Raw genomic sequence first — 22,451 nt, forward strand, 5'->3', positions numbered from 1 at the left:
GATGAATCCTAGGAGGAGAACCTATGTCCTGGCTACGCATTTCCTTGGCCGCAATCGCAGTCACCGCTGCCTTGCCCGTCTGTGCTCAGACGGTAACCATCACGACCGCGGGCGGCGATTATGGCAACGCCGTGAAAACGGCTATGTGGGGCCCCGCTGCAAAGGAGCTTGGCTACGACGTCCGCGAGGAGACGCAGAGCGACGGCCTGGCTGCCCTGAAGATGCAGGTCACCTCGGGTGCGGTCTCGACAGACATCATTCACCTGGGCTCACCGGAAGGCGCGCAGGCGGCCGCACAGTCTCTGCTGGAGCCGCTCGACTACAAGATCATCGATCCAAAGTCCGTGCCGGACGGCGCAAAGTCCGACTACTGCTATCCGTTCGACTCCTATGGCACCGTCATGTCGTGGAGCACCAAGACCTATGGCCAGAATCCACCGAAGACCTGGGCTGAGTTCTGGGACGTCGCCAAATTCCCGGGCCGTCGCGCCCTGCGCGCCAACGCGCAAGACTTGATCGAGATCGCGCTGCTCTCCGATGGCGTGGCGCCGGCGGACGTCTATCCCACGCTCAGCACGCCAGAGGGCCTGGCGCGCGCCATCAAGCGGCTTGAGGCGATCAAACCGAATGTCTCGGTCTGGTGGACTTCGGGAGCCCAGTCAGCGCAATTGCTGAAAGACGGCGAGGCGGATCTGGTCGTGACCTGGAATGGGCGAGCCCAGACGGTGAAGGCGGATGGTGGCGCGGTCGACTATACATTCAAAGGTTCCGTAATCGGCACGGACTGCCTTGGGGTGCCGAAGGGAGCGCCCAACAAGGAAGCGGCCATGAAGCTGATCGCTGCGATGACGCAGCCCGCACGGGTGGCGAAGCTGACCGACTTCATAGCCTATGGTCCGGTCAATCCTGCGGGCTATGAGGGCGGTCTTATCCCCAAAGATCGTCTGAAGACCTTGGCGACGGCTCCTGAAAATGCCGGAACTTCGGTGTTCTCGAACGCGGATTGGTGGGTCAAGAACGGCGAGGCCGCCCAAAAAGCCTTCGATGAAATGATGAACCGCTGAGCCTCGAATTCGTCAACTCTAGGGTTGCAGCACATGATGAAGTCGCTCCCGATCACCATCGACAGCGTGCGCAAGGCCTATGGGTCTTACGTCGCGCTGGATGATGTCTCACTCGACATTCGGGCTGGCGAATTCCTCACATTGCTGGGGCCATCCGGGTCGGGCAAGACCACGCTGCTCATGGCTTTGGCCGGTTTTGTCCGACCCGATCGCGGTAAACTCTTGTTGGGGGATCGCGACATCACTCGCCTGGCCCCCAACAAGCGGGACATCGGCATAGTCTTTCAGAACTATGCCCTGTTTCCACACATGAACGTCCTGGCGAACGTCGAGTATCCGTTGGCACTGCGCAAGACACCGAAAGCGGAGGCGCGTCGGCGAGCGCTTGACGCCTTGGCCCGCGTCAAGCTGGACGGTCTGGCGGAGCGCGACATTGCCGCATTGTCCGGCGGCCAGCGCCAGCGGGTGGCGTTGGCGCGGGCGATCGTCTTTGAGCCACGCGTGATGCTGATGGACGAGCCGCTGTCGGCGCTCGACAAGAATCTGCGCGAAACCATGCAGTACGAAATCCGGCGTCTGCACGATGATCTGGGGATCACCACGATCTATGTGACGCACGACCAGCGCGAAGCACTGATCATGTCAGACCGGGTTGCGGTGATGAACTCCGGCCGCATTCAGCAGATCGATACGCCACAGCAGATTTATGATCGTCCATCGACCCGCTTCGTCGCGGAGTTCATGGGCGAGGCCAACATTGTGGGCCCAGGAGCAGCACGCAGAATCGACGGCGCCGATGCGTCGCACGAGACCCTGATGATCCGCGCGGAAAGCTTCCATCTTGATGCGAAAATCGTCGGACGAGACGGGGTGGCGCTTGAGGGAACGCTGCGTGCCAAGGCGTTTCGCGGCGAGAACTGGCTTTTGACTCTGGCGCTTGATGGCGGCCAGGAGATCCTGGTCTGCATACCGTCCGCACTTGCCGGCGGCTGCGCCGAACTCGCCACCGGTCAGCGGGTGACCGCCTATGCGCCAGCAGCGAAAGTTCACCCGATACCGGGAGCGGTAGCGTGACCGTCCTTGCCGATCCTGCGCTGGCGGCAGACGCTCGACGCGAGCGGCGGTTCTTCCTCTCGCTTTCACTGCCTGCGCTTTTCATCGTCGGACTGGCGGCGATACTGCCTATCCTATGGATCATCCGGCAATCCTTCCTGACCACGGGCGGCGACTATACCGTCGGCAATTACGAGAAGGTGCTGTCGAGCGGGTTGACATGGGCGGCACTCGTGACAACCGTTGAGCTGTCCTTTGGAACGCTGGCGTTCTGCATTCTTCTAGGCACCCCGCTGGCGCTCGCCCTCGCCAGCGTCAGGCCAAGGGTGGCCAATTTGCTGATGGCCTTCGTCATGCTGCCGTTGTGGACCTCCATTCTGGTGCGCACCTATGGCTGGCTCGTGCTGTTGCGGCGCGAAGGCCTGATCAACACGGCCTTGACAGGTTCGGGCCTGACAGCGGAGCCATTGCCGCTGGTCTACAATTTCACCGGAACGCTGATCGGCATGGTTCACTACATGCTGCCGCTCTTTCTGCTTCCCGTTTATGCCGCGATGCGCGATATCGACGCCAACCTTGTTCGCGCCTCGGCGAGCATGGGAGCCACACTTGCGCAAACGATCCGCACCGTCATCCTGCCCCTTTCGACCGGCGGCATCTTCTCGGGCTCATTGATCGTCTTCATCTACACCATAGGCTTCTTCATCACGCCGGCGGTGCTGGGCGGCGGCAAGGTAAATCCTCTCTCCATCCGCATCGAGCGCACGCTGTCGACCTTTCAGGACTGGGGGTCGGCGAGCGTCCTGGGCATTCTGCTCCTCGTTCTTATGGCGCTGATCGGCGTGATGTTCCTGGTGGCGCGCCGACTGATGGCGCGCAACAAATTCGGTACGGCCCATGCTTGAAGCCTATCCAGACAACAGGCTGGCCCGCATTCTCCTATGGAGCTTTTGCGCGCTCGTATTGGCGTTCTTGATGCTGCCGACGCTGGTGGTAGTGCCGCTCTCCTTTTCAGCGTCCGATCTCCTCGAGTTTCCGCCGCGCGCATACTCGTTGCGCTGGTACGAGAATTTCTTCGGTTCGGCGACATGGATGGCCGGGCTCAGGACGAGCCTGATCCTTGGGACGTTGACGGCGACGCTCGCAGTGCCCCTGGCGCTGCTGGCCTGCATCTCGATCAACCGGCTCGGAGGAAGGACCGCCTTGGCCATTCAGGGCGCTCTGCTCATCCCGTCCATCGTGCCGGGCATCCTGCTCGCGATCGGTCTCTTCTTTGTTCTGGCTGCGCAACATCTGGTCGGAACGCTGTTCGGCGTGCTGGTCGGGCATGTGGTGCTGGCCATTCCAGTCGCATGCATTGTGTTGTTGCCCGCTCTGGCCCGCTTTGACTGGAACCAGGTTCAGGCGGCGCGCAGCCTCGGCGCAAACTGGGCGAGAGCTATTGGCGGGATAATCGTCCCGCAACTCCAGATCAGCCTGTTGTCGGCGACACTGATGGCCTTCCTGACGTCGCTCGACGAGTCCGTCATTTCGATCTTCGTCGCCAGCGGTCAAAACAGCACGCTGCCGAAGCTCATGTTCCTGTCGCTGCGCGACCAGATCGATCCGACCATTGCGGCGATCTCGACCTTGTGGACCGCCATCGTCGTGGTCGCCGTCCTGATCGTGAGCCTTCGCCAAAAATCCTGACAGAGACTGGAAACATGCCTACAGATCGTCAAGCAGCCGGTGCTGCCGCGGATCAATCAACGGACATACCCCAGGTGGGGTTGGCGATCATCACCGGGTCGGCAAACTGGGGGCTTGCCTTCCCGGAAGATGTTGAATTCGAGGGTGTGCGCACCTTGCGGCGCGACATGAGTTTTGAAACGCCTTTCGGCCGCACCGACAATTGGAAGCTGCTCGAGTTCGATGCGTCGATCACCGTCGAAGGTGAAGCAAAACGTGCCTTGTGCATGTATTCGCACGGCAATCCCCGCGACCATATCGACCATTCCTGTCATCGCCGCGCGTTCTGGGTGTTGATGGAAGCGGGTGTAAGGCAAGTCCTGTCCTGCTCGACCATCGGCGCCGTCAACAAGGCGATCAAGCCCGGCGACATGGTGGTGAATGCCGATATCATCGAACTGACGCAGACGCCGTTTTCGCTGCTTCCCGGCCGACAGAGCTTCGACTGTTCGGGCAAGCAGATCGTTTGCCCGAGATGCGCGGCATTGTTGGTCGAAACCGCCCGCCGTCATTGGCCGGCCGGATGCCGTGTTCATGGCATCGAACAGCAACTGGTTGCTGGCCACTGTTACGGGCCGCGGCTGACGACCCCGGCCGAGGCCCTGGCGTTCCGCGGCATGGGGGCGGACGTGCTCAACCATTCGATAGCGCCCGAGGCCACTTTGTCCCGCGAGATCGGCGCGTGTTTTGTGCCTTTGGCGTTCGTGACCGCGGGCTTCAACGATTATATGGACCGCAATCGCCAGAAATTGCTGCAGGAGGACGTGTTGCCGAACCTGTCCATGACGGCCTCGCGGGTCGCGCTGGAAACCGCCGCACGACTCCCGGCCAATCCGGAATGCTCTTGCCAGGGTTTGAAGTCGCCTCAGCCGGAAGAACGGTCCAGCCGGTTCTGAGGCAGGGCAATTGCAAGGTCGTGGCGAGGTCTTGGATTAGCCAGCCGGCATGAAAATACCGTCAATGGCAGGAGCGGCCTCCGTCGACACCATGCCGCGCGCCACCAGGTCCTCGAGATGGGCAAGCACCGACAGTCCTGCGGCGCCATGCAACCGGGGATCTGTATCCCTGTAGATCGCCTTGACCATGTCGGGAACCGTCCGGTCCCCGGCTCTGACCCGCTCCAATATGGCCCGCTCGCGCATTTTGCGATGCGTCTTCAATCCCCGCATGAAAGCGCGCGGCTTGGCGACCGGCCCGCCGTGCCCAGGCAGCAGCAGGCGGTCGTCGCGCTCGATCAGGCGGTCCAGCGATGCCATGTAGTCGGCCATGGCCCCGTCCGGCGGCGCGACAATCGATGTCGCCCACGCCATGACATGATCGGCCGAAAACAGGATGCCGGTTTCTTCCAGCGCGAACACCGCGTGATTGGCGGTGTGGCCGGGGGTCAGAACCGTACGGATCGCCCACCCGTCGCCGGCCACCAACGCGCCGTCCGGCAGTGCGATGTCGGGAATGAAAGCGGTGTCGGCGCTGGCGTCTAGCGCATTGGTCTCGCCGATATGCAGTGGCCTCGCCGGCCGGTGCGGCCCTTCCGCCATCACCAAGGCGCCGGTGCGCTCCTTCAGTTGGGCCGCCAGCGGGGAATGGTCGCGATGCGTGTGGCTGACGAAGATATGGCTGACCGGCCTGCCGGCGATCACGCCGAGCAAGGTCTGAAGATGCGCCTCGTCATCTGGCCCGGGATCGATTACCGCCAGCGTGTCGCGCCCGACGACATAGCTGTTGGTGCCATGAAAGGTGAAGGGGCTGGGGTTCCGGACCGTGACGCGCTGCACGTCCGGGCCGACGTTCACGCCCTGGCCGTAGTGCGGATCGAAGCTGGTATCGAATTTGAGAGCCATGTCGGCACATTGTTCCCGGAACGGCAAAACCGATTGCCGCATAGCACGCAAGCCAATATAGGAAAACGCAGGATCGCGATTATCGGATCGCGCTGGACCGGATTGGGGAAGACCATGGCAACTGCAACCACGATGCGCCCGCTTGTTTCTCTGGCTTTGCCGCAGGAAGGCGCGGCGCGGCTGGCAACACAGCTTTTCCTGGCGATCGCCGGAACGCTACTGCTGACCCTGTCGGCCAAGACCAAGGTTGTGCTGGGGCCGGTCGACATCTCGATGCAGACGCTGGCCGTCTTGCTGATCGCCGCCACCTTCGGCCTGCGCCTCGGCGTCGCCACGCTGCTGCTCTATATGGCGGAGGGCGCGATGGGCTTCCCGGTCTTCCAGGGCACACCGGAGAAGGGCATTGGCCTTGCCTACATGGTTGGTCCGACGGGTGGCTATCTCGCGGGCTTTGTCGTCATGGCGGCGATTGTCGGCTGGGCCGCGGATCGCGGCTGGGATCGCCACCCGGTCAAGCTTTTCAACGCTATGCTGGTTGCCGAAGTGGTGATGATGGCGATGGGCTTTGCCTGGCTGGCGCTGCTGATCGGCCCGGAAAAATCCTGGCAGTTCGGCGTCGTGCCGTTCATCGTTGGCGATCTGATCAAGGTCGCGCTGGCGGCAAGCCTTGTGCCGGCCGTCTGGTCGCTGCTGAAGCGCTCCTGAGGCCTGTAGGAAGATTGGCGTGCCATAGACGTCAGGGATCCATTCCCGAGGATGGGCGCTTCCGATGAAGGTTCTGGTCACCGGCGCCGCCGGCTTCATAGGCTATCATGTCGCCAGGCGGCTCCTGGAGCGTGGCGACGAGGTTGTCGGCATCGACAGCGTCAACGACTATTATGATCCGCGGATCAAGCAGGCGCGGCTGCGGCTGCTGGCCGAAGCCAGCCAAGGCACCAATGCCGGCTATCATTTCATCCATGGCAATCTTGCCGACAGAGAAATCGTGGACGGCTGCTTTGCCGATCATGGCTTCGACCGGGTGATCCATCTCGCCGCCCAGGCGGGAGTGCGATACAGCCTGGAAAACCCGCGCGCCTATGTCGAAAGCAACATCGTTGCTTTCACCAACATGCTGGAGGCCTGCCGCAATGCCGGCATTGCGCACCTGACCTATGCCAGCACCTCGAGCGTTTACGGCGCCAACACCGACATGCCGTTTTCCGAGCACCGCCCGGCCGATCATCCGCTGCAGTTCTACGCCGCGACCAAGCGCGCCAACGAGCTGATGGCGCACAGTTACAGCCATCTGTTCGGATTGCCGACGAGCGGGCTGCGGTTCTTCACCGTGTACGGGCCTTGGGGGCGCCCCGACATGGCGCTGTTCCTGTTCACCAGGAGCATCCTGGCCGGCGAGCCGATCAAGCTGTTCAACAATGGTAACCACACGCGCGACTTCACCTATATCGACGACATCGCCGAAGGCGTGATCCGGACCAGCGACAGCCCTGCAGCCAGCAATCCCGCCTGGGATTCCGGCCATCCGGATCCGGCAACGAGCAGCGCGCCCTGGCGTATCTTCAACATCGGCAACAACAATCCGGTGAGGCTGACCGCCTATGTCGAGGCGCTGGAAAGCGCGCTTGGCCGCAAGGCCGTCATCGAGCTCTTGCCGCTGCAGGCCGGCGACGTGCCGGACACCTTCGCCGACACTTCCGCGCTGCAGGAGGCTGTTGGCTACCGCCCCGGCACGTCCGTGTCAGACGGGGTAGGGCAGTTCGTCGAGTGGTACCAGGCGTATTTTGGGTAAGGGTGGCTGAGGTCATGTCCTGGCGTGCGGAACAGGCCTCTGCTGTGTCGCGTGCCGCATTGACAAGCCATTGAATGAAACCTAAGCACGGTCGATCAGGGCCGGGGGGCTTCGGCATGTCAAGGAGAGCTTCTTGAAAGGAATTATCCTTGCTGGAGGCAGTGGAACGCGTCTTTATCCACTGACATTAGCAGTCTCTAAGCAAATCCTTCCGATATACGACAAGCCGATGATTTATTATCCGCTGAGCGTACTGATGCTCGCGGGAATCCGTGAGATTCTGATTGTTTCGACACCGCGCGATCTGCCGGCTTTTCGTGATTTACTCGGCGACGGATCGGAGTTCGGGCTGGCGTTCTCCTACGCCGAGCAGCCGCAGCCCAATGGTCTTGCGGAAGCTTTCATTATCGGCCGGGATTTCATCGGCAAAGACAGCGTCGCGATGATTCTTGGCGACAACATCTATTTCGGTGACGGCCTGTCGCAGCTTTGCCGCGCCGCCGCTGCGCGCGAGGCGGGTGCTTCGGTGTTCGCCTACCATGTAGAGGATCCCGAGCGCTATGGTGTCGTGTCCTTCGATAAGGCGACCGGAACCGCGCTGACGATTGAGGAAAAGCCGCAGAAGCCGAAGTCGAACTGGGCTGTCACCGGCCTCTATTTCTACGACAATGACGTGGTCGACATCGCCCCGACGATCCGCCCGTCGGCGCGTGGCGAGCTCGAGATCACGTCGGTCAACAATGTCTATCTCGAGCGCGGCAAGCTGCATGTGCACCGTTTGGGGCGTGGCTATGCCTGGCTCGACACCGGCACGCATGACAGTTTGCACGAAGCCTCTTCTTTCGTGCGCACGATCGAACATCGGCAGGGCATCAAGGTTGCTTGCCCTGAGGAGATCGCCTTCGAGCAGGGCTGGCTGACGGCAGAGCAAGTGCTGCAACGCGCAACCCGGTTGGGCAAAAATGAATATGCCGCCTATCTGCGGCGGCGCGTCGCCGATCTGTTGGAGGGCTAAGCTTTGGAGATCAGGTCCCTCGGCATCGATGGCGTGCTGGAAATCGTCCCCAAGCGACATGGCGATGCACGCGGCTTCTTCATGGAAACCTACAATGCCGAGCGGTTTTCGCAGGCAGGCATCGACTTGGTTTTCGTGCAGGACAACCATTCCTATTCCGCCGCAGCGGGCGTCCTGCGCGGCCTTCACTACCAGCTTGCGCCGCGCGCTCAGGACAAGCTGCTGCGCGTCATCAGGGGCGCGCTGCTGGACGTCGCGGTCGACATTCGCCGCAGCTCGCCGACTTTCGGAAAATGGGTTGCGCTCGAAATTACCGCCGAAAAGGGCAATCAGATCCTGGTGCCCAAGGGTTTCGCGCATGGCTTTGTGACGCTCGTGCCCGACACCGAGGTTCTCTATAAGGTTACCGACACCTATTCGCCCGAGCACGATCGGTCTGTCCGCTTCGACGATGCCGTCATCGGCATCGAATGGCCTTCGGTGGCTGGCGGATTTCAGCTTTCGGACAAGGACCTCAAGGCGCCGGTGCTCGCCGAGGCCGAAGTGTTTGCCTGATGAGGATAGCGGCATGAATTTTCTGGTGACAGGCGGGGCTGGCTTCATCGGTTCGGCGGTGTGTCGGCATCTGTGCGCCAATCCGGCCTATAGGGTGACCAATCTCGACAAGCTCACCTATGCCGGCAACCTGGCCTCGCTGCGGCAAATCGAGAACGCGCACAATTATCGCTTCGCCCAGGCCGATATATGCGACGAGAAAGCGGTGCTCGACATAATGCGCCGTGACGATATCGACATCGTCATGAACCTTGCCGCCGAGAGCCATGTCGACCGCTCGATCGATGGGCCTGGCGCCTTCATCGAGACCAACATCGTCGGCACCTACCGCATCCTCAATGCGGCGCTCGAATACTGGCGCGGCCTGTCCGACGACAGGAAAGGCCGCTTCCGCTTTCATCACGTCTCCACCGACGAGGTGTTTGGCGATCTTCCTTTCGATGGCGGCATGTTCGTCGAGGAGACGCCCTACGCGCCGTCCTCGCCCTATTCGGCTTCGAAGGCGGCCTCGGACCATCTGGTCCGCGCCTGGCACGAGACCTACGGCCTGCCGGTCGTGCTCTCCAACTGTTCGAACAATTACGGCCCCTATCATTTTCCCGAAAAACTGATCCCGCTCGTCATCCTCAACGCGCTCGACGAAAAGCCGCTGCCGGTCTATGGCGCCGGCGCCAATGTGCGCGACTGGCTGTTCGTCGAGGACCACGCGCGGGCCCTGGAACTCGTTGCCACCAAAGGCACGCCGGGCGAGAGCTACAATGTCGGCGGCAATTCGGAGCGGACAAACCTCAGCGTCGTCGAGACGATCTGCGACCTGCTCGACAGCAGGCGTCCCCGGGCCGGCGGCAAGAGCTACCGCGACCTGATTTCCTTCGTCACCGACCGCCCCGGCCACGACCGCCGCTATGCTATCGACGCATCGAAGATAAGCCGGGACCTCGGCTGGGCGCCCAACGAGAATTTCGACAGCGGCCTGGCCAGAACCGTGGACTGGTACCTCGACAACAAATGGTGGTGGGGGCCGATCCGCGAGCAGAACTATGCCGGCGAAAGACTGGGCGAAGCCCGCAAGGGGGCCGCGTGAGGCTCGTCGTTACCGGACGCGAAGGCCAGGTTGTGTCGAGCCTTCTGGAGGCCGGCCAGCTTGCCGGTGTGGACGTCATCGCCATTGGCCGTCCGCAGCTCGACCTGGCAAACCCCGCCACAGCGATCGAAGCCATTGCTGCGGCCAAGCCTGACATCGTCGTGTCGGCTGCCGCCTACACGGCCGTGGATCAGGCCGAGGATGAGCCCGATCTGGCATTCAGGGTGAATGCCGTCGGCGCCGGCAAGGTGGCGGAGGCCGCGGCGCGGCTTGGCGTTCCCGTCATCCACCTTTCGACCGACTATGTCTTCGACGGCAGCGCTTTTGGCGCCTATGTCGAAACCGATGCAACCGCGCCGGCCAGCGTATACGGCGCCTCCAAGCTCGCCGGCGAACAGGCGGTGGCATCAGCCAATCCGCGCCACCTGATCCTGCGCACCGCCTGGGTCTACAGTCCGTTCGGCAAGAATTTCGTCAAAACCATGCTTCGGCTTGCGGCCGACCGCGACGAGATTGCAGTGGTGGCCGATCAATGGGGAAATCCCACCTCCGCGCTTGACATCGCCGACGCGATCCTGCATGCGGCGGCACAGCTGCATGGCAACAAGAGCTTTGCCGCTTTCGGTGTCTATCATCTGGCCGGCACGGGCGAGACCAACTGGAGTGGCTTTGCCCGCCATATCCTGGACACAAGCCTGGCGTTTGGTGGTCCTTGGGCGCGGGTCCGCGACATTGCGACGACGGACTACCCGACCAAGGCGCGACGCCCTGCCAATTCCCGGCTATCAAGCGCAAGATTCGCGTCGGTCTTCGGCTGGAACGCGCCGGACTGGCGGCAATCGGCGGAAGCGGCAGTGCGCCGGACTGTTGTTCGGCAAACCGGCCCGAATGGCCGGGAATTTGAGGCAGGTCCTTTGAAGGGATTGCGATGAACTCGGACGTATCAATGCTGTGGTTTAGGCTCGCACAGTTCGACATAAGGCTCCGTTATCGGAATTCAACCTTCGGCCCACTGTGGATTACTGTTAATACAGCAATATTCGTGGCGTCTGTCGGGTTTCTATACGCCGTTTTGCTTAAACAGCCAGTAAAAGAGTACCTTCACCATCTGGCTGCGAGCATAGTATTATGGCAATTTTTCTCAGCGACTGTTGTAGAGGGATCTGAGACTCTGATAAATTCTCATGATTTGATCTTGAATACGAAAATATCGCCGGCCACGTGCATATTTAGATGCGTTACGAAGAATTTTATCATTTTTCTCCACAACGTGGTGGTGGTTTTAGTAACGATGGCTATCGCTTATCCAGCCATTGGTATTAATATTCCGATGTTCGTCGTTGGCGTAGCGCTTCTGGTTGTTCACGCCACGTGGATATCATCAATTGTCTCTATCGTTTCAGTGAGGTTTCGAGACGTTCCTTTGATCGCAGCCTCGGCTATGCAACTTCTATTTATACTGTCGCCGATCCTCTGGACGTCAAAGATACTGCCTTCCGAATCTTTTTTTCTGCTACTAAATCCGATCTCGTACATGATCGATGCGGCACGCACACCAATACTGAATGGTGGAACAGACTATACGAGTGTGTTCATCTCTGCAGCAATCGCTGTTCTCGGGAGCACAGGCGCGTACATGCTGTATCGTAGGACGCAGCACCGAATTCCCTACTGGCTTTGAATTCTGAAGCCTTGATGTCGTCAGAGCGGATTCCCATGTTACCACCATCCATTCAGTTAATTGACGTCACCGTTCGTATCCCAATCTGGTCGGCTCCTGCGAATCGTTCGCTTAAGCAGGCGGCGCTGAGGTTCACTACGGGTGGACGTTTGCTGGCCGGCAATTCCGGTCGCTTCGAAGTCGCGGCACTTGATGGCGTGTCTCTCAGCCTGCAGGCTGGCACGCGATTGGGCCTTTGCGGTCACAACGGTGCAGGCAAGACGACCCTGTTGAGAGTTTTGGCAGGCATTTTGAAGCCCACCAGTGGCACCGCTACCATAGTGGGAGATACGGCTGTTTTGATAAAACCTTCCATGGGTTTGTCTCCTGAACTCACGGGGCGAGAGTTCATCCGGCTTCAAAGCCTCATGGCTGGGATTTCACCAAAACAGGTCGAGGAAAAGATCGAGTCGATCGTTGATTTTTCGGAGCTCGGTGATTTCATCGATCTTCCCGTTCGTACATATTCGACGGGTATGCAGACTCGACTTTCGTTTTCGGTCGTCACCGCTTATCCTACTGATATCGTGCTTCTGGACGAAGGGTTGGGAACCGGCGATGAATCCTTCCAGAAGAAAGCACGTGACCGGATGGAGCATTGGCTCAACAATGCCGCTATCATCGTTCTGGCATCCCATTCCGACGCCCTGATTCGATCAATGTGCCACTCGGCCATGTACCTTGAAAAGGGTCGAATTGTGAAAGAAGAGGTTTTCAGCTAATGCGCCGCCGGCTTACCGCAACGCTAGCAGCCACCGGGGCTCGACTCTTTGGGCATCAGGAATTGAAGCAATCTTATCACAAGGTCTTTGATCCGAATATCAAATTGCGGAGCTATAAGAGTCGGCTTGCCTATATGTGTATGTCTGCGGCTCATAGTCTTGGCCTGCTCGCTGACCTCCAGTCGTCCTATCTGGCCCAGTTGCCACTCGTTCCGGCGGCCGCTCCGCCGAACCATATTTACGACCGCGACTTCCTCAATCTGCGACTAAACCGCGTTTACGATCTACCCGAGATCGAAATTGACGAACGCCGGCCGCAGACAATTAACGTTCTCGTTCCAGCTTTTGACTTCAAGTCGATATCTGCGGGGTTTTTTGGCGTTTTCCAGATGGCGCTCTTCCTTCGGAAGACCGGGGTCAACGTTCGCCTTGTCATGTTCGACAATTTTTACTTCAATCTATCTGAGTTCAAAGAGAAGCTTCTCAAGTACCCTGGAATGGAGCGAATCTTTGATGAGCTCGAAGTCGAATATATTGGTGAGCGACGCGCTCCCCTTCGCCTTTCAAAATATGACTACGCCGTTGCGACTGTATGGTATTCCGCTTATTTTGCCGAAAAAATACAAGCTGTTACAGAAAACGAGAAATTCATATACCTTATACAGGATTACGAAACGCTATTTTATCCAGCCAACAGCCTTCACGCAGTTGCTGACCGAACGTATTCTATGAAATACAATGCGATTTTTTCAAGCGAGAGCTTGATGAATTTCTTTGTTTTAGGTGACGTTGGTGGCATAAGATCTCGTGGGTTGTCTTATACGTTCTTCAACAATGCATGTTCTGCGAATCTGCTACCTAAGGACGTTTTCATCCAGCGCAACCGCGCGAAAAAGAAGAAGAAGATTGTATTTTATTCACGCCCGGTCGTGGATCGAAACATGTTCGAACTCACGGCATTGGCTCTTGCGACTGCATTTAGACGGGGAATATTTGACCCCGAAGAATGGGAGTGTGTCGGGATGGGCCTCGGTGAGGGGGTCGTGGAACTGCTTCCGAGTGTTCGGTCGGTTTCGCTGCCACGGATGGACCTAAGCACCTATATTGAAGAGGTTTCCAGCTTTGACATTTGTCTCACCTTGATGGCTTCTCCGCATCCAAGCATGATTCCTATGGATTTGGCTGGTTCCGGTTCTGTTGTTGTTACGAATACCTTCAAGACAAAAACTGAAGAGTATTTGAAGGCCCTCAGCAAAAACATCATCCCGGCTCAGCCGGGGTTAAATGAGATCGTTGCCGCACTGGAAGTGGCGAAGGCGAAGTGTTTGAATTTGGAAGACAGGTACAATTTTGCGAAATCTATGAAGTATCCGCGCGATTGGAATCAATCACTCACGCCAAGGCATCTAAGTTTCTTTAATCGACATTTACGTGTCCGAGTAGATCAAGAAACAAGAGGGCGGCGCGTTCGAGCAGGTACTGGAACAGGCCGGAATCTGAAGGCGTCATAAATTCTTCGAGACCTCTGGAGCCACGCTCCAGCTAACAATCAGGGACGGTAATCCAGATGCCGACGAGCAAGGGCTGTGACGATGGAAACAACTCATAAGGCGATCAAGCTTTCATCTCCAGGAGTCCAACGCACCCTGATAGTGGTAGGATGCGGTCGAGGCGGTACAAGCCTTGTCGCGGGTGCCGCTAGTATTCTTGGCATCGCGATGGGGGTATCATCGGATTCCACCAATCATGAGGATGATGAGCTTGTTAACCTTGCTCAAGGTCGAGACCTCGACGGCAATGTGATTGAATCGCCCGCAGAAACCTATTTGGAAAAGCTCAGAAATCTAATTCAAACGCGAAACGAGGCCAATGACTTCTGGGGCTGGAAAGACCCCTCTGCCGATATGTATCTCGAAGCGATATCGGACGTTCTGAGAGACCCATTGGTGTTATTTGTCAATCGCGATATGGTCGCTATCGCGCAGTCCGAAGTCAAGCGTTTACAGTGCTCGATCGAGCAAGCATATGACAACGCGCTTGCCAGATATAGCAGGTATTGGGAATTGCTTCAGCGGTTGCAGTGGCCAACACTCCTTGTCAGCTATGAGCGCGCGGCGCTCGATCCTGCGGCTCTCCTTTCCGAAATAGCGGAATTTGTCGGGCTTGAGCCTCCCGTCGAAAGACAGAGCGATTTGGTCAAGAAGTTTGCCTCGAGTCGGGATTATCGAAAAATAGATTTGAGCGAACTTTAAGGCCGAACAAGATCCATCAGGCAAGGCTGTTTGATCACTCCGCGCATCTATCAACGACGCACGCACACGGCCGAAATTCGAGGCGGGACCAACATCATTATGTCGAGGTGCTGCTATTTGTCGCCGGTCGCACGTGATGGGGCCGTTTGTTCGTCGGAACAGAATTTGCCCCGTGTCGATTGATGCAATTGGCGTGTCACCAATGGTGATCCTTTGGTTGACTAGGACTCTTTGATGCAAACCGTTTCGGCGCCGCCACATCGATTTCCAGAACTCGAGGCGGTGCGCGGCATTGCGGCAGTAATTGTCCTTGTGCATCACACACTTCTAGCGTTTGCACCAACCATTCACGGCTTGGTCGACCAGAGCCCTAGCAGCATGCTTGGTACCCCAGCCTTCGCGGCTGTTAACGGGAGCGCTGCTGTCGTCGTTTTCTTCGTCCTTTCGGGATTCGTTCTCACCTATAAGGCGATCCAGAGCCGGTCGGTTCGGATGCTCTTCGTTCAGGGCCTAAAGCGATGGCCCAGGCTGGCCGCGCCCATTCTAATAGCTAACTTGATCGCAGCAATTTTGGTAATGGGCGGCCTGATATCATACCATTCGGCTGCGCGCCTGACCGGGTCTCACTGGTTGCTTGGATCCTACACCTGGAAACCTTCAGGCCTTATCGAAATACCCAATGCTGCCACGGAAGCGCTTTTCGGCACGTTTATTTTTGGTGAAAAGGCATACAATTCAGTTTTATGGACAATGTATTTTGAGTTTTTCGGCAGCTTTTTCGCTTTGGCGCTGGCGTTATTCGCAATAGTCATTCCAAATAGATCAATTATATACTCTCTATTTGCGGTATCATGGGTAGGCGGTACCTTGGTTAGCCCCTATTTCGGCTGTTTTGTGCTAGGTGTTGCCATCGCATTCCTTCACGCATGTCGTTTCAATCTGTGGATCGGGGGGTGCGCAACTGCCCTGCTATTTGGTTTGGTTGTTGTATTGGCTGGTTACCATGAAGCGCTTAGTGGCGAAAGTCTACCAGTAAGATTCTATTCTGTTCTGGCGCCGGTCGCGAAAGAGAATGCTCTAGCGCTACGCGTTTTCATTCACTCGATATCTGCAACTTTAATAATTGTTATGGCTCTTTGGTCTGGGTCAGCACGAAATGTGTTGGGTAGGTCAGGTTTTGTATTCTTAGGGAAAATATCATTCTCAATGTACCTCATTCACACGCTAGTTATTGCCTCCGCAGGGGCATTTGTGATTGAGTTGTTGTATTATATCGGTCCGTTATTTGCGTCATTTTGCGCTATATTGTGTTCTATTTTTATGTCATTTATTTTGTCTTATCCGTTGGCCTTGGTCGACGCATGGTGGGTTAGGTTGGTTTCGCGACGGGTAACGAGTATTGTTTCCCCGCACGTTGCCAATGGCCAACGAGCGATCCACTAGGTAGAGAAGCGCCGTCATATGATATAATAGTTCTCCGAGCAAAAAAAGCGTTTGGGAGCCGCCAATGAATAGATTCGATCAGCTCAGGAGTAATCTTGATAAAGGGTCAATGGTAGGCATCGAGATCGGCCCGTTTTACAGTCCCGTTGCGCCGAAGCGGCATGGATGGAAAACAACAGTTATCGATTTTCAGGACGGTGCTGCCCTGCGCGCGTCTGCGGGCGGTCACCCAGTCGATGCTATTCGAAAGAGGGTGGGGCAGATAGAGGATGTCGATATAGTCTGGCGAGGGGAGCCGCTGGATAACCTCGCTTTGGCGAGAAACCCGGAAGGCTATGATTATTTCATCGCAAGCCATGTCATTGAGCATACGCCAGACATTCTCAGTTTCTTGCAGCAAGTTTCGCGCCTCCTTCGTAAGGGCGGCATCGTCTCGCTGGCTGTGCCCGACATGCGAAAGTGCTTCGATCTTTTCAAACCGCCAAGCAGCCTTCGAGAGGTGCTTGTGGCCTATCGAGAGAAGCGCATTCGGCACACGCCGGAAACATTGCTGGAGGCTCGCGCTATGTCTGTCAGCCGAGATGGCTCAGGTTCGTGGCTGGCCGGCTCAAAAACGCCACTCAAGTTCACCGGCAATTTCGACCATGCGTGGTTGTCCTATCAAAACGATGTCGTCAATACGGCCGGCGACTATATTGATGCTCACGCATGGTTTTTCACGCCGTCTTCCTTCGAATTGCTCATACACGAGCTTAACTATATGGGGATGCTTGATCTGGTGATCAGGAGCCTGGAGGAAAACCCCGGATCGGAATTCATCGTCCAGTTGCAAGCGAGATCTAGAGCCTCAAAAATGACCCTTGCCGAGTTTGACCTCATCAGAATTGACCTCTCAACAAGGCAGGCTGCGGAATTCGCCGCTGAAGTGGTGGGCGGGCCTGCGAAAGCACCAGCAAGGACGGTGTATGTCGAGATTCCCGTAGAGCCTCCGGTTCAATCGACCGCCGCCCTGGCGCGTCTTTTGTTCACCCGTATCTGGCGTAAGGCTATTTCCATGGTGGGCATGGCAAATTGATCAGGGGACGCGTTCCCGGCAGAAGGTGGCAACGCTATACGAGATATATGAACGGATTTGCGAAGGCCCGGCAGGCGAGCTCGCGTCCGCCGACGAGCGTGATGCCGCCCGATATGACAATCTTAGACAAGGTGTTCGACATTCGTGGATAGGGCAGATCTGCGCATAGCGGTGCTGATGGGCACGAAAGACGGCGCCGCGTTCATTGATGAGCAGTTGCAATCCCTGCTCGCACAGTCGCATCCGCTCATCGACCTCTGGATCTCCGACGATGGCTCCGTCGACGGCACGGTTCCCATCATCGAAGCCTGGAAGTCCCGCTGGACAAAGGGTCGAGTGACGTTGGTAGAGGGGCCGCACCGAGGGTTCGCGGCCAATTTCCGTTCGATGATACTCGACCGGCGTATCGATGCCGACTTCTATGCCTTCAGCGATCAGGACGATGTCTGGGAGCCGGACAGGCTGGAAAGTGCCATCCAATGGATGCAGGCGTTCGGCGCGGAAACGCCGTTGATGTTCTGCTCGCGAACCGCGACCATGACCGAAACGGGAAGCCTTGTCGGCCAGTCGCCATTGTTTCGGCGGCCGCCGTCCTTCCGCAACGCGCTCGTGCAAAGCATCGCCGGCGGCAACACCATCCTGCTCAACCGCGCGGCACGCGACCTGTTGGCAAGGGCTTCGGCACGCACGGGCTTCGTCAGCCACGACTGGTGGGCCTATCTGATTGTCACCGGCGCCGGCGGCGTTGTCCACTACGACCCGCGGCCCCTGGTGCACTACCGGCAGCACGCGGCGAACCTTGTCGGCGCCAACGTGTCGTGGCGGGCAAGAGTCTCGCGGCTTGGGCGCTTGTTCAAGGGCGAGTTTGCCGACTGGACCGATGTCAACCTTGCCGGTCTGGCGGTCAATCGCGACCTCCTTACGCCGGATGCCGCGGCGTGCCTCGACCTGTTCGCAAGCGGTCGGCAGGGCAGTCTTTTCCAGCGTTTGCGCACTCTGCCCGCAAGCGGCGTCTATCGGCAGACCCTTGCCGGAACCTTGGGGCTCTATCTCGCATTCATCCTGGGTCGCATCTGAAATCGAATTGCTTCAAGGCGCGTGGTCGAGCGGTGCCTCCGTGCTCTATCGGCTGAGCGCTTCTTCGCCGGCACAATTTGACGGCGATACGTCGGGGAGTTCCCGCATGAGGCCAGCGAACGCAGTGACCCGTCGGAAGGGGGCTTGCGCCAGTGCGATAACCATCTTCATGAGACGGCCGCTTTTCAATCCGCGGACGTGATCGCCCGCGCCCTTTCAAGCGTCAATGCCACGATCGCGGCCGCTCTGTCCGCGTTTGCAGCCTCCGAATAGCAGCGAAGTTCAGGTGCGTTGCCGGAGGGCCGCAAATGGATGATCTCACCAGTTTGCATTCGCATCCTGAAGCCGTCGGTCTCGTCGACTTCGGCAACGGTCCCGAAAGGCGCCAGGAATTGCTGCAACGCATCCCGATCCGCGAGGCGGTGCATCAGGCTGTGCGAGCTTTCCATCGGGAAGTTTTCAAGTCGCTCGCTTGCGCAAACCGGAAGTTTCCAAACCGCGCGCAGCTGCGACAGCGTTTTTCCTGTCGATGCAACCAGACCCAGGACGGCGAGGATCGGGAGTAGGGAATCCCGTGTCGGCAATGCCGCCAGTGTCTTTCCGCGCAGGGAACAATCCGATCCCAGGAGAACGCCGCCATTGGCCTCGAAGCCGACGACGATGCGGCCGGCATGGTATGATGCTTCCATCCCTTCGATGACAAAGGGAGATCCGACTTTCGTTCTCACGACCTCGAAACCGAAAGCTTTCGAAATGCCCGAATTGGAAGTCACCGGCGTCACGACGACGTCTGCCCGCAAGAACAAGGCGGTGGCGAGGCCGATCAGGTCGCCGCGAAAAAGATCGCCATTCTCGTCGGCGATAAGCGGACGATCGGCATCGGCATCTGTCGACACGATGGCATCGAGGTTGAATTCCCCAGCCCAACGTTTGAATTTGGCAAGTGTGGTCGGGCTGACGGCTTCGGTGTCAACGGGCACAAAGGTACCGGATTTCCCGACAGGCGTCACATGAGCGCCAAGGGATTGGAGAATCTCGACCAACAGATCCGCCGCCACCGAGCTGTGCTGATAAACGCCGACCCTCATGCCGGAAAGGGAATTGGGCTGCAATATGATCTCGGCGCGCGCGCGATAGGCGGCGATCGCCTGATCATGGCGTGTTGGCAAGGCCGTTCCTGGCGGAGGCGGAGGGCGATAGGCTCCCGATCTTCCGGCGGCGTATTGTGCCATGGCGGCTTCATCCGCCTTGCTGATCTCGCCGTGCGGGCCGTAAAATTTGATACCGTTGCGGTCAGCGGGAATATGCGAACCCGTCACCATAAGTGCCGCTGCGCCATGCTGCTGGCCGTACAGCGCCAAAGCCGGTGTTGGAATGGCGCCGCAATCGACCGGTTGAAGCCCACTTGCCGCCAGGGCTGCCATGCAGTTGGCCGCAATGGTGGGGCTGCTGTCGCGTAAGTCACGACCCACCAGCACCATGGCATTCGGCTGAATCCCGCCGGCAGCCAGGCGCCAGGCGAAAGCCTCAGTATAAAGCCCACTCGGGTTCCCGACCAATTCCGAAGCCAGGCCTCTGAGGCCACTCGATCCAAATTTCATCACTTCGCTTTGGCTGATGAGAGGGAAGGCTGTCATATCGAGGTAGGTTCCCCTGTTAACCGAAAAGCGCTTCGCCGCCCACCCGAGGTTTTCCCCGAGAGCTTGAAAAATAGTGCGTCGCGATGAACGAACGGGTAACGGCAGCGCTGTGGAAAGTGCGTCAGACGCCAGCCAATCGCACCGCCTGACCTGCTCCTGGCAACAGCGTGAACCTTAAACCTCTCCGCCGGTTGCGCGATATCTGGTCGGCACTTGATCGCAATCGAACTGTCTGTGAAAAAATCTCTGGCGATGACCTCACGTCCACGCTATGCGGTAGCGATGGCGGGGGCCGAGGATTTGACGCTGAGAACAGGTGGCCGGTGACGGATGGTATTCGATCTGACGCCGCATTAGTGTTGAAGTTCTCACGCCTGGAGTTCAATACTCGCCAATGACTTCCTTTGCAGAAGCCGTGTTCGGATTTCGACCGAAGATACGGCGCGTCATCATCATGGTCCAGGACCTGCTCATGGTCCTGGTTGCGGTGGCGCTTAGTCTCGTCCTCTCCCGGTCAGACCTTTCGTTCGATGCATTCTCCTACCAAGGCCTGGTCGCCTGGGCCGGGATCGTTCTCATCAGCCACCTGCTGTTCAGATATTGTGGTCTCTACACCACGATCTGGCGCTTTGCCTCGACCCCGGACTTTTTCAACATTCTGAAGAGCTGTGCGATTCTGACGGTCGTGCTTTATGCTGTTTCGCGGATGTTTCGTCTCATCCAGCCCGTGGCTGGCCTCAACGAACGCCAATTCATCGTCTTTTTCCTCGTTTCCTTCACCATCATATCGGCGCCGAGGCTGTTCTACCGATTTCTTCGCGACGGCGCGAGCTGGGGCATCCTCACCCTCAGGGTCGATAAGGTGCAGGCCAGGCGGGCGCTGTTCGTCGGTCGGCTTGGTGAGGCCGACCTGATCATTCGCTTCACGCGCACGGCAGAGCCGACCGACTATTCCATTGCCGGCATCATGGCGACCGAGCGCGGCGCACCGTTGGGCACACGGATTCAAGGTGTTCCCGTGGTGGCGTCCCGGCCACGCCTGATCGATGTCCTGGAGGACTACGCCGCTGGCACCAGGAGCATCGACCTGCTTATTTTCGGCAGCGGCGTCGAACATGAGATCGAGGAATATTCCGAGCTTGTGCGTGTCGCCCGTCATGGCGGCATAACCGTCTTGCAGTTCTCCAGCCTTTCGCAGCTTGGGCAGGAGGGAAAGATCGTTCTCGATGAAGTCGAGATGGAGACGATCCTGCGCCGCCCGACCGTGCCATCCGATATCGCGCGTATTGGCGCCTTCGTTGGCGGCAAGCGCGTCCTGGTGACGGGAGGCGCCGGATCTATCGGCCGCACGCTGGTCAAGCGGTCGCTGGAGCTGGGAGCAGGAGCGGTGCTGGTCGCCGACAATTCCGAGTTCGGCATCTTCCAGTTGAGCCAGTATGTCGACGAAAAGCACCATGATCGCCTGAAGGTGCGCATTGTCGATGTCGCGGACCGGCGTCAGATGACTCGTGTCGTCACGGAATTCAAACCGGACATCATCTTTCATGCCGCGGCGCTGAAGCACGTTCCGCTGCTCGAGGAGAACTGGGAATCAGCTATCCAGACCAATGTTTTCGGTACGCTTGTCTGCGCTGAGGTTGCCGCCAAATGCGGTGTTCCGCAATTCCTGCTCATATCGAGCGACAAGGCCGTGGATCCGACCTCGGTGCTTGGCATCACAAAGAGAGCCGCCGAGCAACTCGTCAGTTCCTTGCACGAAAGCCACGCAATCGCGCCGGACGGGCGCCGTACGGGCACCAAATTCATAGCCGTGCGGTTCGGCAACGTGTTTGGCTCCAATGGTTCGGTGGCGACCATCTTCCAGGCACAGATCGAAGCCGGCGGCCCGGTCACGATTACCGATCGACGCATGACCCGCTATTTCATGACGGTGGCGGAAGCCGTCGATCTCGTCATCATGGCGGCCGCCGACGCCCAGTCGCGTAACGGCAAGGACGACTATGCCATCTATATGCTGGACATGGGCAAACCCGTGCCGATTCTCGAGGTCGCGGAGACCATGATCCGCATGGCCGGCAAGACGCCCTATGCGGATATCCCGATCCGCTTCACCGGCATCAGGCCCGGCGAGAAGCTGCATGAGACGCTACAGGGCGCCAACGAAGAGATCATCACGCTCGACATCGCCAAGATCTTCGGTCTCAGGACCGATGTGGTGGCGTGGCCTACGGTTCAGGCTGCGCTGGCCGCGTTGCAGGCGGCAATGAAGAGCCAGGACAAGGCTTCCGCCCTTGCCGTGTTGGCGCAACTCCATCTGCCGGAGACGCCGGCGCCCGACACGCAGCAGGAAACTGGCCCGAGAAGGGTCGGGCAAGCAGGTTAGATACGTTGCG

21 protein-coding genes are annotated in these 22,451 nt (G+C 58.4%); 18 read left to right on the forward strand and 3 right to left on the reverse strand.

Going from position 1 to position 22,451, the window contains the following annotated elements; all coding sequences use genetic code 11:
- Window positions 1–23: 23 nt before the first annotated feature.
- Genes FJV83_RS03305 through FJV83_RS03315 form a run of 3 tightly spaced genes read left to right on the forward strand, consistent with a single transcriptional unit; the run spans window position 24 to window position 3,022 of the window.
- On the forward strand, window positions 24–1,064 hold the full coding sequence (locus tag FJV83_RS03305; RefSeq protein WP_095770956.1) for an ABC transporter substrate-binding protein: 1,041 nt from the start codon (window positions 24–26) through the stop codon (window positions 1,062–1,064).
- Between the two features lie 36 nt (window positions 1,065–1,100).
- Window positions 1,101–2,138, forward strand: a complete 1,038-nt coding sequence (locus FJV83_RS03310) for an ABC transporter ATP-binding protein (protein ID WP_095771417.1) — start codon at window positions 1,101–1,103, stop codon at window positions 2,136–2,138.
- The gene (locus FJV83_RS03315; RefSeq protein ID WP_142885021.1) at window positions 2,135–3,022 is read left to right on the forward strand and encodes an ABC transporter permease; all 888 of its coding nucleotides are present in this window, start codon (window positions 2,135–2,137) and stop codon (window positions 3,020–3,022) included. Before FJV83_RS03310 ends, FJV83_RS03315 begins: the two co-directional genes overlap by 4 nt.
- A gap of 3 nt (window positions 3,023–3,025) precedes the next feature.
- Here FJV83_RS03315 and FJV83_RS36835 read toward each other — a convergent pair whose 3' ends face one another.
- Window positions 3,026–3,328, reverse strand: coding sequence for a hypothetical protein (locus FJV83_RS36835; protein WP_246691785.1), 303 nt, complete (start codon window positions 3,326–3,328; stop codon window positions 3,026–3,028).
- On the opposite strand from FJV83_RS36835, the gene FJV83_RS36840 reads away from it, so the two are divergent.
- Both FJV83_RS36840 and FJV83_RS03325 read left to right on the forward strand, forming a co-directional pair.
- Window positions 3,321–3,806 (forward strand): ABC transporter permease subunit, encoded by a 486-nt coding sequence (locus FJV83_RS36840; RefSeq protein ID WP_246691786.1) that lies wholly within the window; start codon window positions 3,321–3,323, stop codon window positions 3,804–3,806. The genes FJV83_RS36835 and FJV83_RS36840 overlap by 8 nt on opposite strands.
- 14 nt (window positions 3,807–3,820) lie before the next feature.
- A complete protein-coding gene (locus FJV83_RS03325; RefSeq protein ID WP_142885071.1) occupies window positions 3,821–4,741 on the forward strand; it encodes a 5'-methylthioadenosine phosphorylase in 921 nt (306 codons plus the stop codon).
- A 36-nt stretch (window positions 4,742–4,777) separates the two neighbouring features.
- Here FJV83_RS03325 and FJV83_RS03330 read toward each other — a convergent pair whose 3' ends face one another.
- A complete protein-coding gene (locus FJV83_RS03330) occupies window positions 4,778–5,686 on the reverse strand; it encodes an MBL fold metallo-hydrolase (protein WP_095770954.1) in 909 nt (302 codons plus the stop codon).
- 114 nt (window positions 5,687–5,800) lie between these two features.
- Between FJV83_RS03330 and FJV83_RS03335 the strand changes: the two genes are divergently transcribed.
- The 12 genes from FJV83_RS03335 (at window position 5,801) to FJV83_RS03395 (ending at window position 18,418) form a co-directional block, all read left to right on the forward strand.
- Entirely contained in the window at window positions 5,801–6,391 is a 591-nt protein-coding gene (locus FJV83_RS03335) for a biotin transporter BioY (RefSeq protein WP_142885023.1), read from the forward strand.
- A gap of 64 nt (window positions 6,392–6,455) precedes the next feature.
- Window positions 6,456–7,475 carry an NAD-dependent epimerase gene (locus tag FJV83_RS03340; protein WP_142885024.1) on the forward strand — a complete coding sequence of 340 codons (1,020 nt, stop codon included), beginning with the start codon at window positions 6,456–6,458 and terminating at the stop codon, window positions 7,473–7,475.
- A 133-nt stretch (window positions 7,476–7,608) separates the two neighbouring features.
- The gene (gene rfbA, locus FJV83_RS03345; protein WP_142885025.1) at window positions 7,609–8,490 is read left to right on the forward strand and encodes a glucose-1-phosphate thymidylyltransferase RfbA; all 882 of its coding nucleotides are present in this window, start codon (window positions 7,609–7,611) and stop codon (window positions 8,488–8,490) included.
- A 3-nt stretch (window positions 8,491–8,493) separates the two neighbouring features.
- The gene (gene rfbC, locus FJV83_RS03350) at window positions 8,494–9,045 is read left to right on the forward strand and encodes a dTDP-4-dehydrorhamnose 3,5-epimerase (protein WP_142885026.1); all 552 of its coding nucleotides are present in this window, start codon (window positions 8,494–8,496) and stop codon (window positions 9,043–9,045) included.
- A 13-nt stretch (window positions 9,046–9,058) separates the two neighbouring features.
- Entirely contained in the window at window positions 9,059–10,129 is a 1,071-nt protein-coding gene (rfbB, locus tag FJV83_RS03355) for a dTDP-glucose 4,6-dehydratase (protein WP_142885027.1), read from the forward strand.
- Complete coding sequence (gene rfbD / locus FJV83_RS03360; RefSeq protein ID WP_142885028.1) at window positions 10,126–11,061, forward strand: dTDP-4-dehydrorhamnose reductase; 936 nt, start codon at window positions 10,126–10,128, stop codon at window positions 11,059–11,061. The genes rfbB and rfbD overlap by 4 nt, the downstream gene beginning before the upstream one ends.
- A gap of 784 nt (window positions 11,062–11,845) precedes the next feature.
- Window positions 11,846–12,571: an ABC transporter ATP-binding protein gene (locus tag FJV83_RS03370; protein WP_185973315.1), complete on the forward strand. Its 726-nt coding sequence runs from the start codon at window positions 11,846–11,848 to the stop codon at window positions 12,569–12,571.
- Window positions 12,571–14,082, forward strand: a complete 1,512-nt coding sequence (locus tag FJV83_RS03375) for a hypothetical protein (RefSeq protein ID WP_142885031.1) — start codon at window positions 12,571–12,573, stop codon at window positions 14,080–14,082. The genes FJV83_RS03370 and FJV83_RS03375 overlap by 1 nt, the downstream gene beginning before the upstream one ends.
- A 75-nt stretch (window positions 14,083–14,157) precedes the next feature.
- On the forward strand, window positions 14,158–14,823 hold the full coding sequence (locus tag FJV83_RS03380; RefSeq protein ID WP_142885032.1) for a sulfotransferase domain-containing protein: 666 nt from the start codon (window positions 14,158–14,160) through the stop codon (window positions 14,821–14,823).
- A 234-nt stretch (window positions 14,824–15,057) separates the two neighbouring features.
- Window positions 15,058–16,266, forward strand: a complete 1,209-nt coding sequence (locus FJV83_RS03385) for an acyltransferase (RefSeq protein ID WP_142885033.1) — start codon at window positions 15,058–15,060, stop codon at window positions 16,264–16,266.
- Window positions 16,267–16,330: 64 nt separating this feature from the next.
- Entirely contained in the window at window positions 16,331–17,341 is a 1,011-nt protein-coding gene (locus FJV83_RS03390) for a methyltransferase (protein WP_142885034.1), read from the forward strand.
- 144 nt (window positions 17,342–17,485) lie between these two features.
- Window positions 17,486–18,418, forward strand: coding sequence for a glycosyltransferase family 2 protein (locus FJV83_RS03395; RefSeq protein WP_142885035.1), 933 nt, complete (start codon window positions 17,486–17,488; stop codon window positions 18,416–18,418).
- Between the two features lie 185 nt (window positions 18,419–18,603).
- On the opposite strand, the gene FJV83_RS03400 is transcribed toward FJV83_RS03395, so the two are convergent.
- The gene (locus FJV83_RS03400) at window positions 18,604–20,055 is read right to left on the reverse strand and encodes a phosphomannomutase (RefSeq protein WP_142885036.1); all 1,452 of its coding nucleotides are present in this window, start codon (window positions 20,053–20,055) and stop codon (window positions 18,604–18,606) included.
- A 397-nt stretch (window positions 20,056–20,452) separates the two neighbouring features.
- Here FJV83_RS03400 and FJV83_RS03405 point away from each other — a divergent pair, with 397 nt between their 5' ends.
- Complete coding sequence (locus FJV83_RS03405; protein WP_095770833.1) at window positions 20,453–22,441, forward strand: nucleoside-diphosphate sugar epimerase/dehydratase; 1,989 nt, start codon at window positions 20,453–20,455, stop codon at window positions 22,439–22,441.
- Window positions 22,442–22,451: the final 10 nt, after the last annotated feature.

It is taken from the genome of Mesorhizobium sp. WSM4307 (assembly GCF_007003945.1).
Taxonomy (GTDB): domain Bacteria; phylum Pseudomonadota; class Alphaproteobacteria; order Rhizobiales; family Rhizobiaceae; genus Mesorhizobium.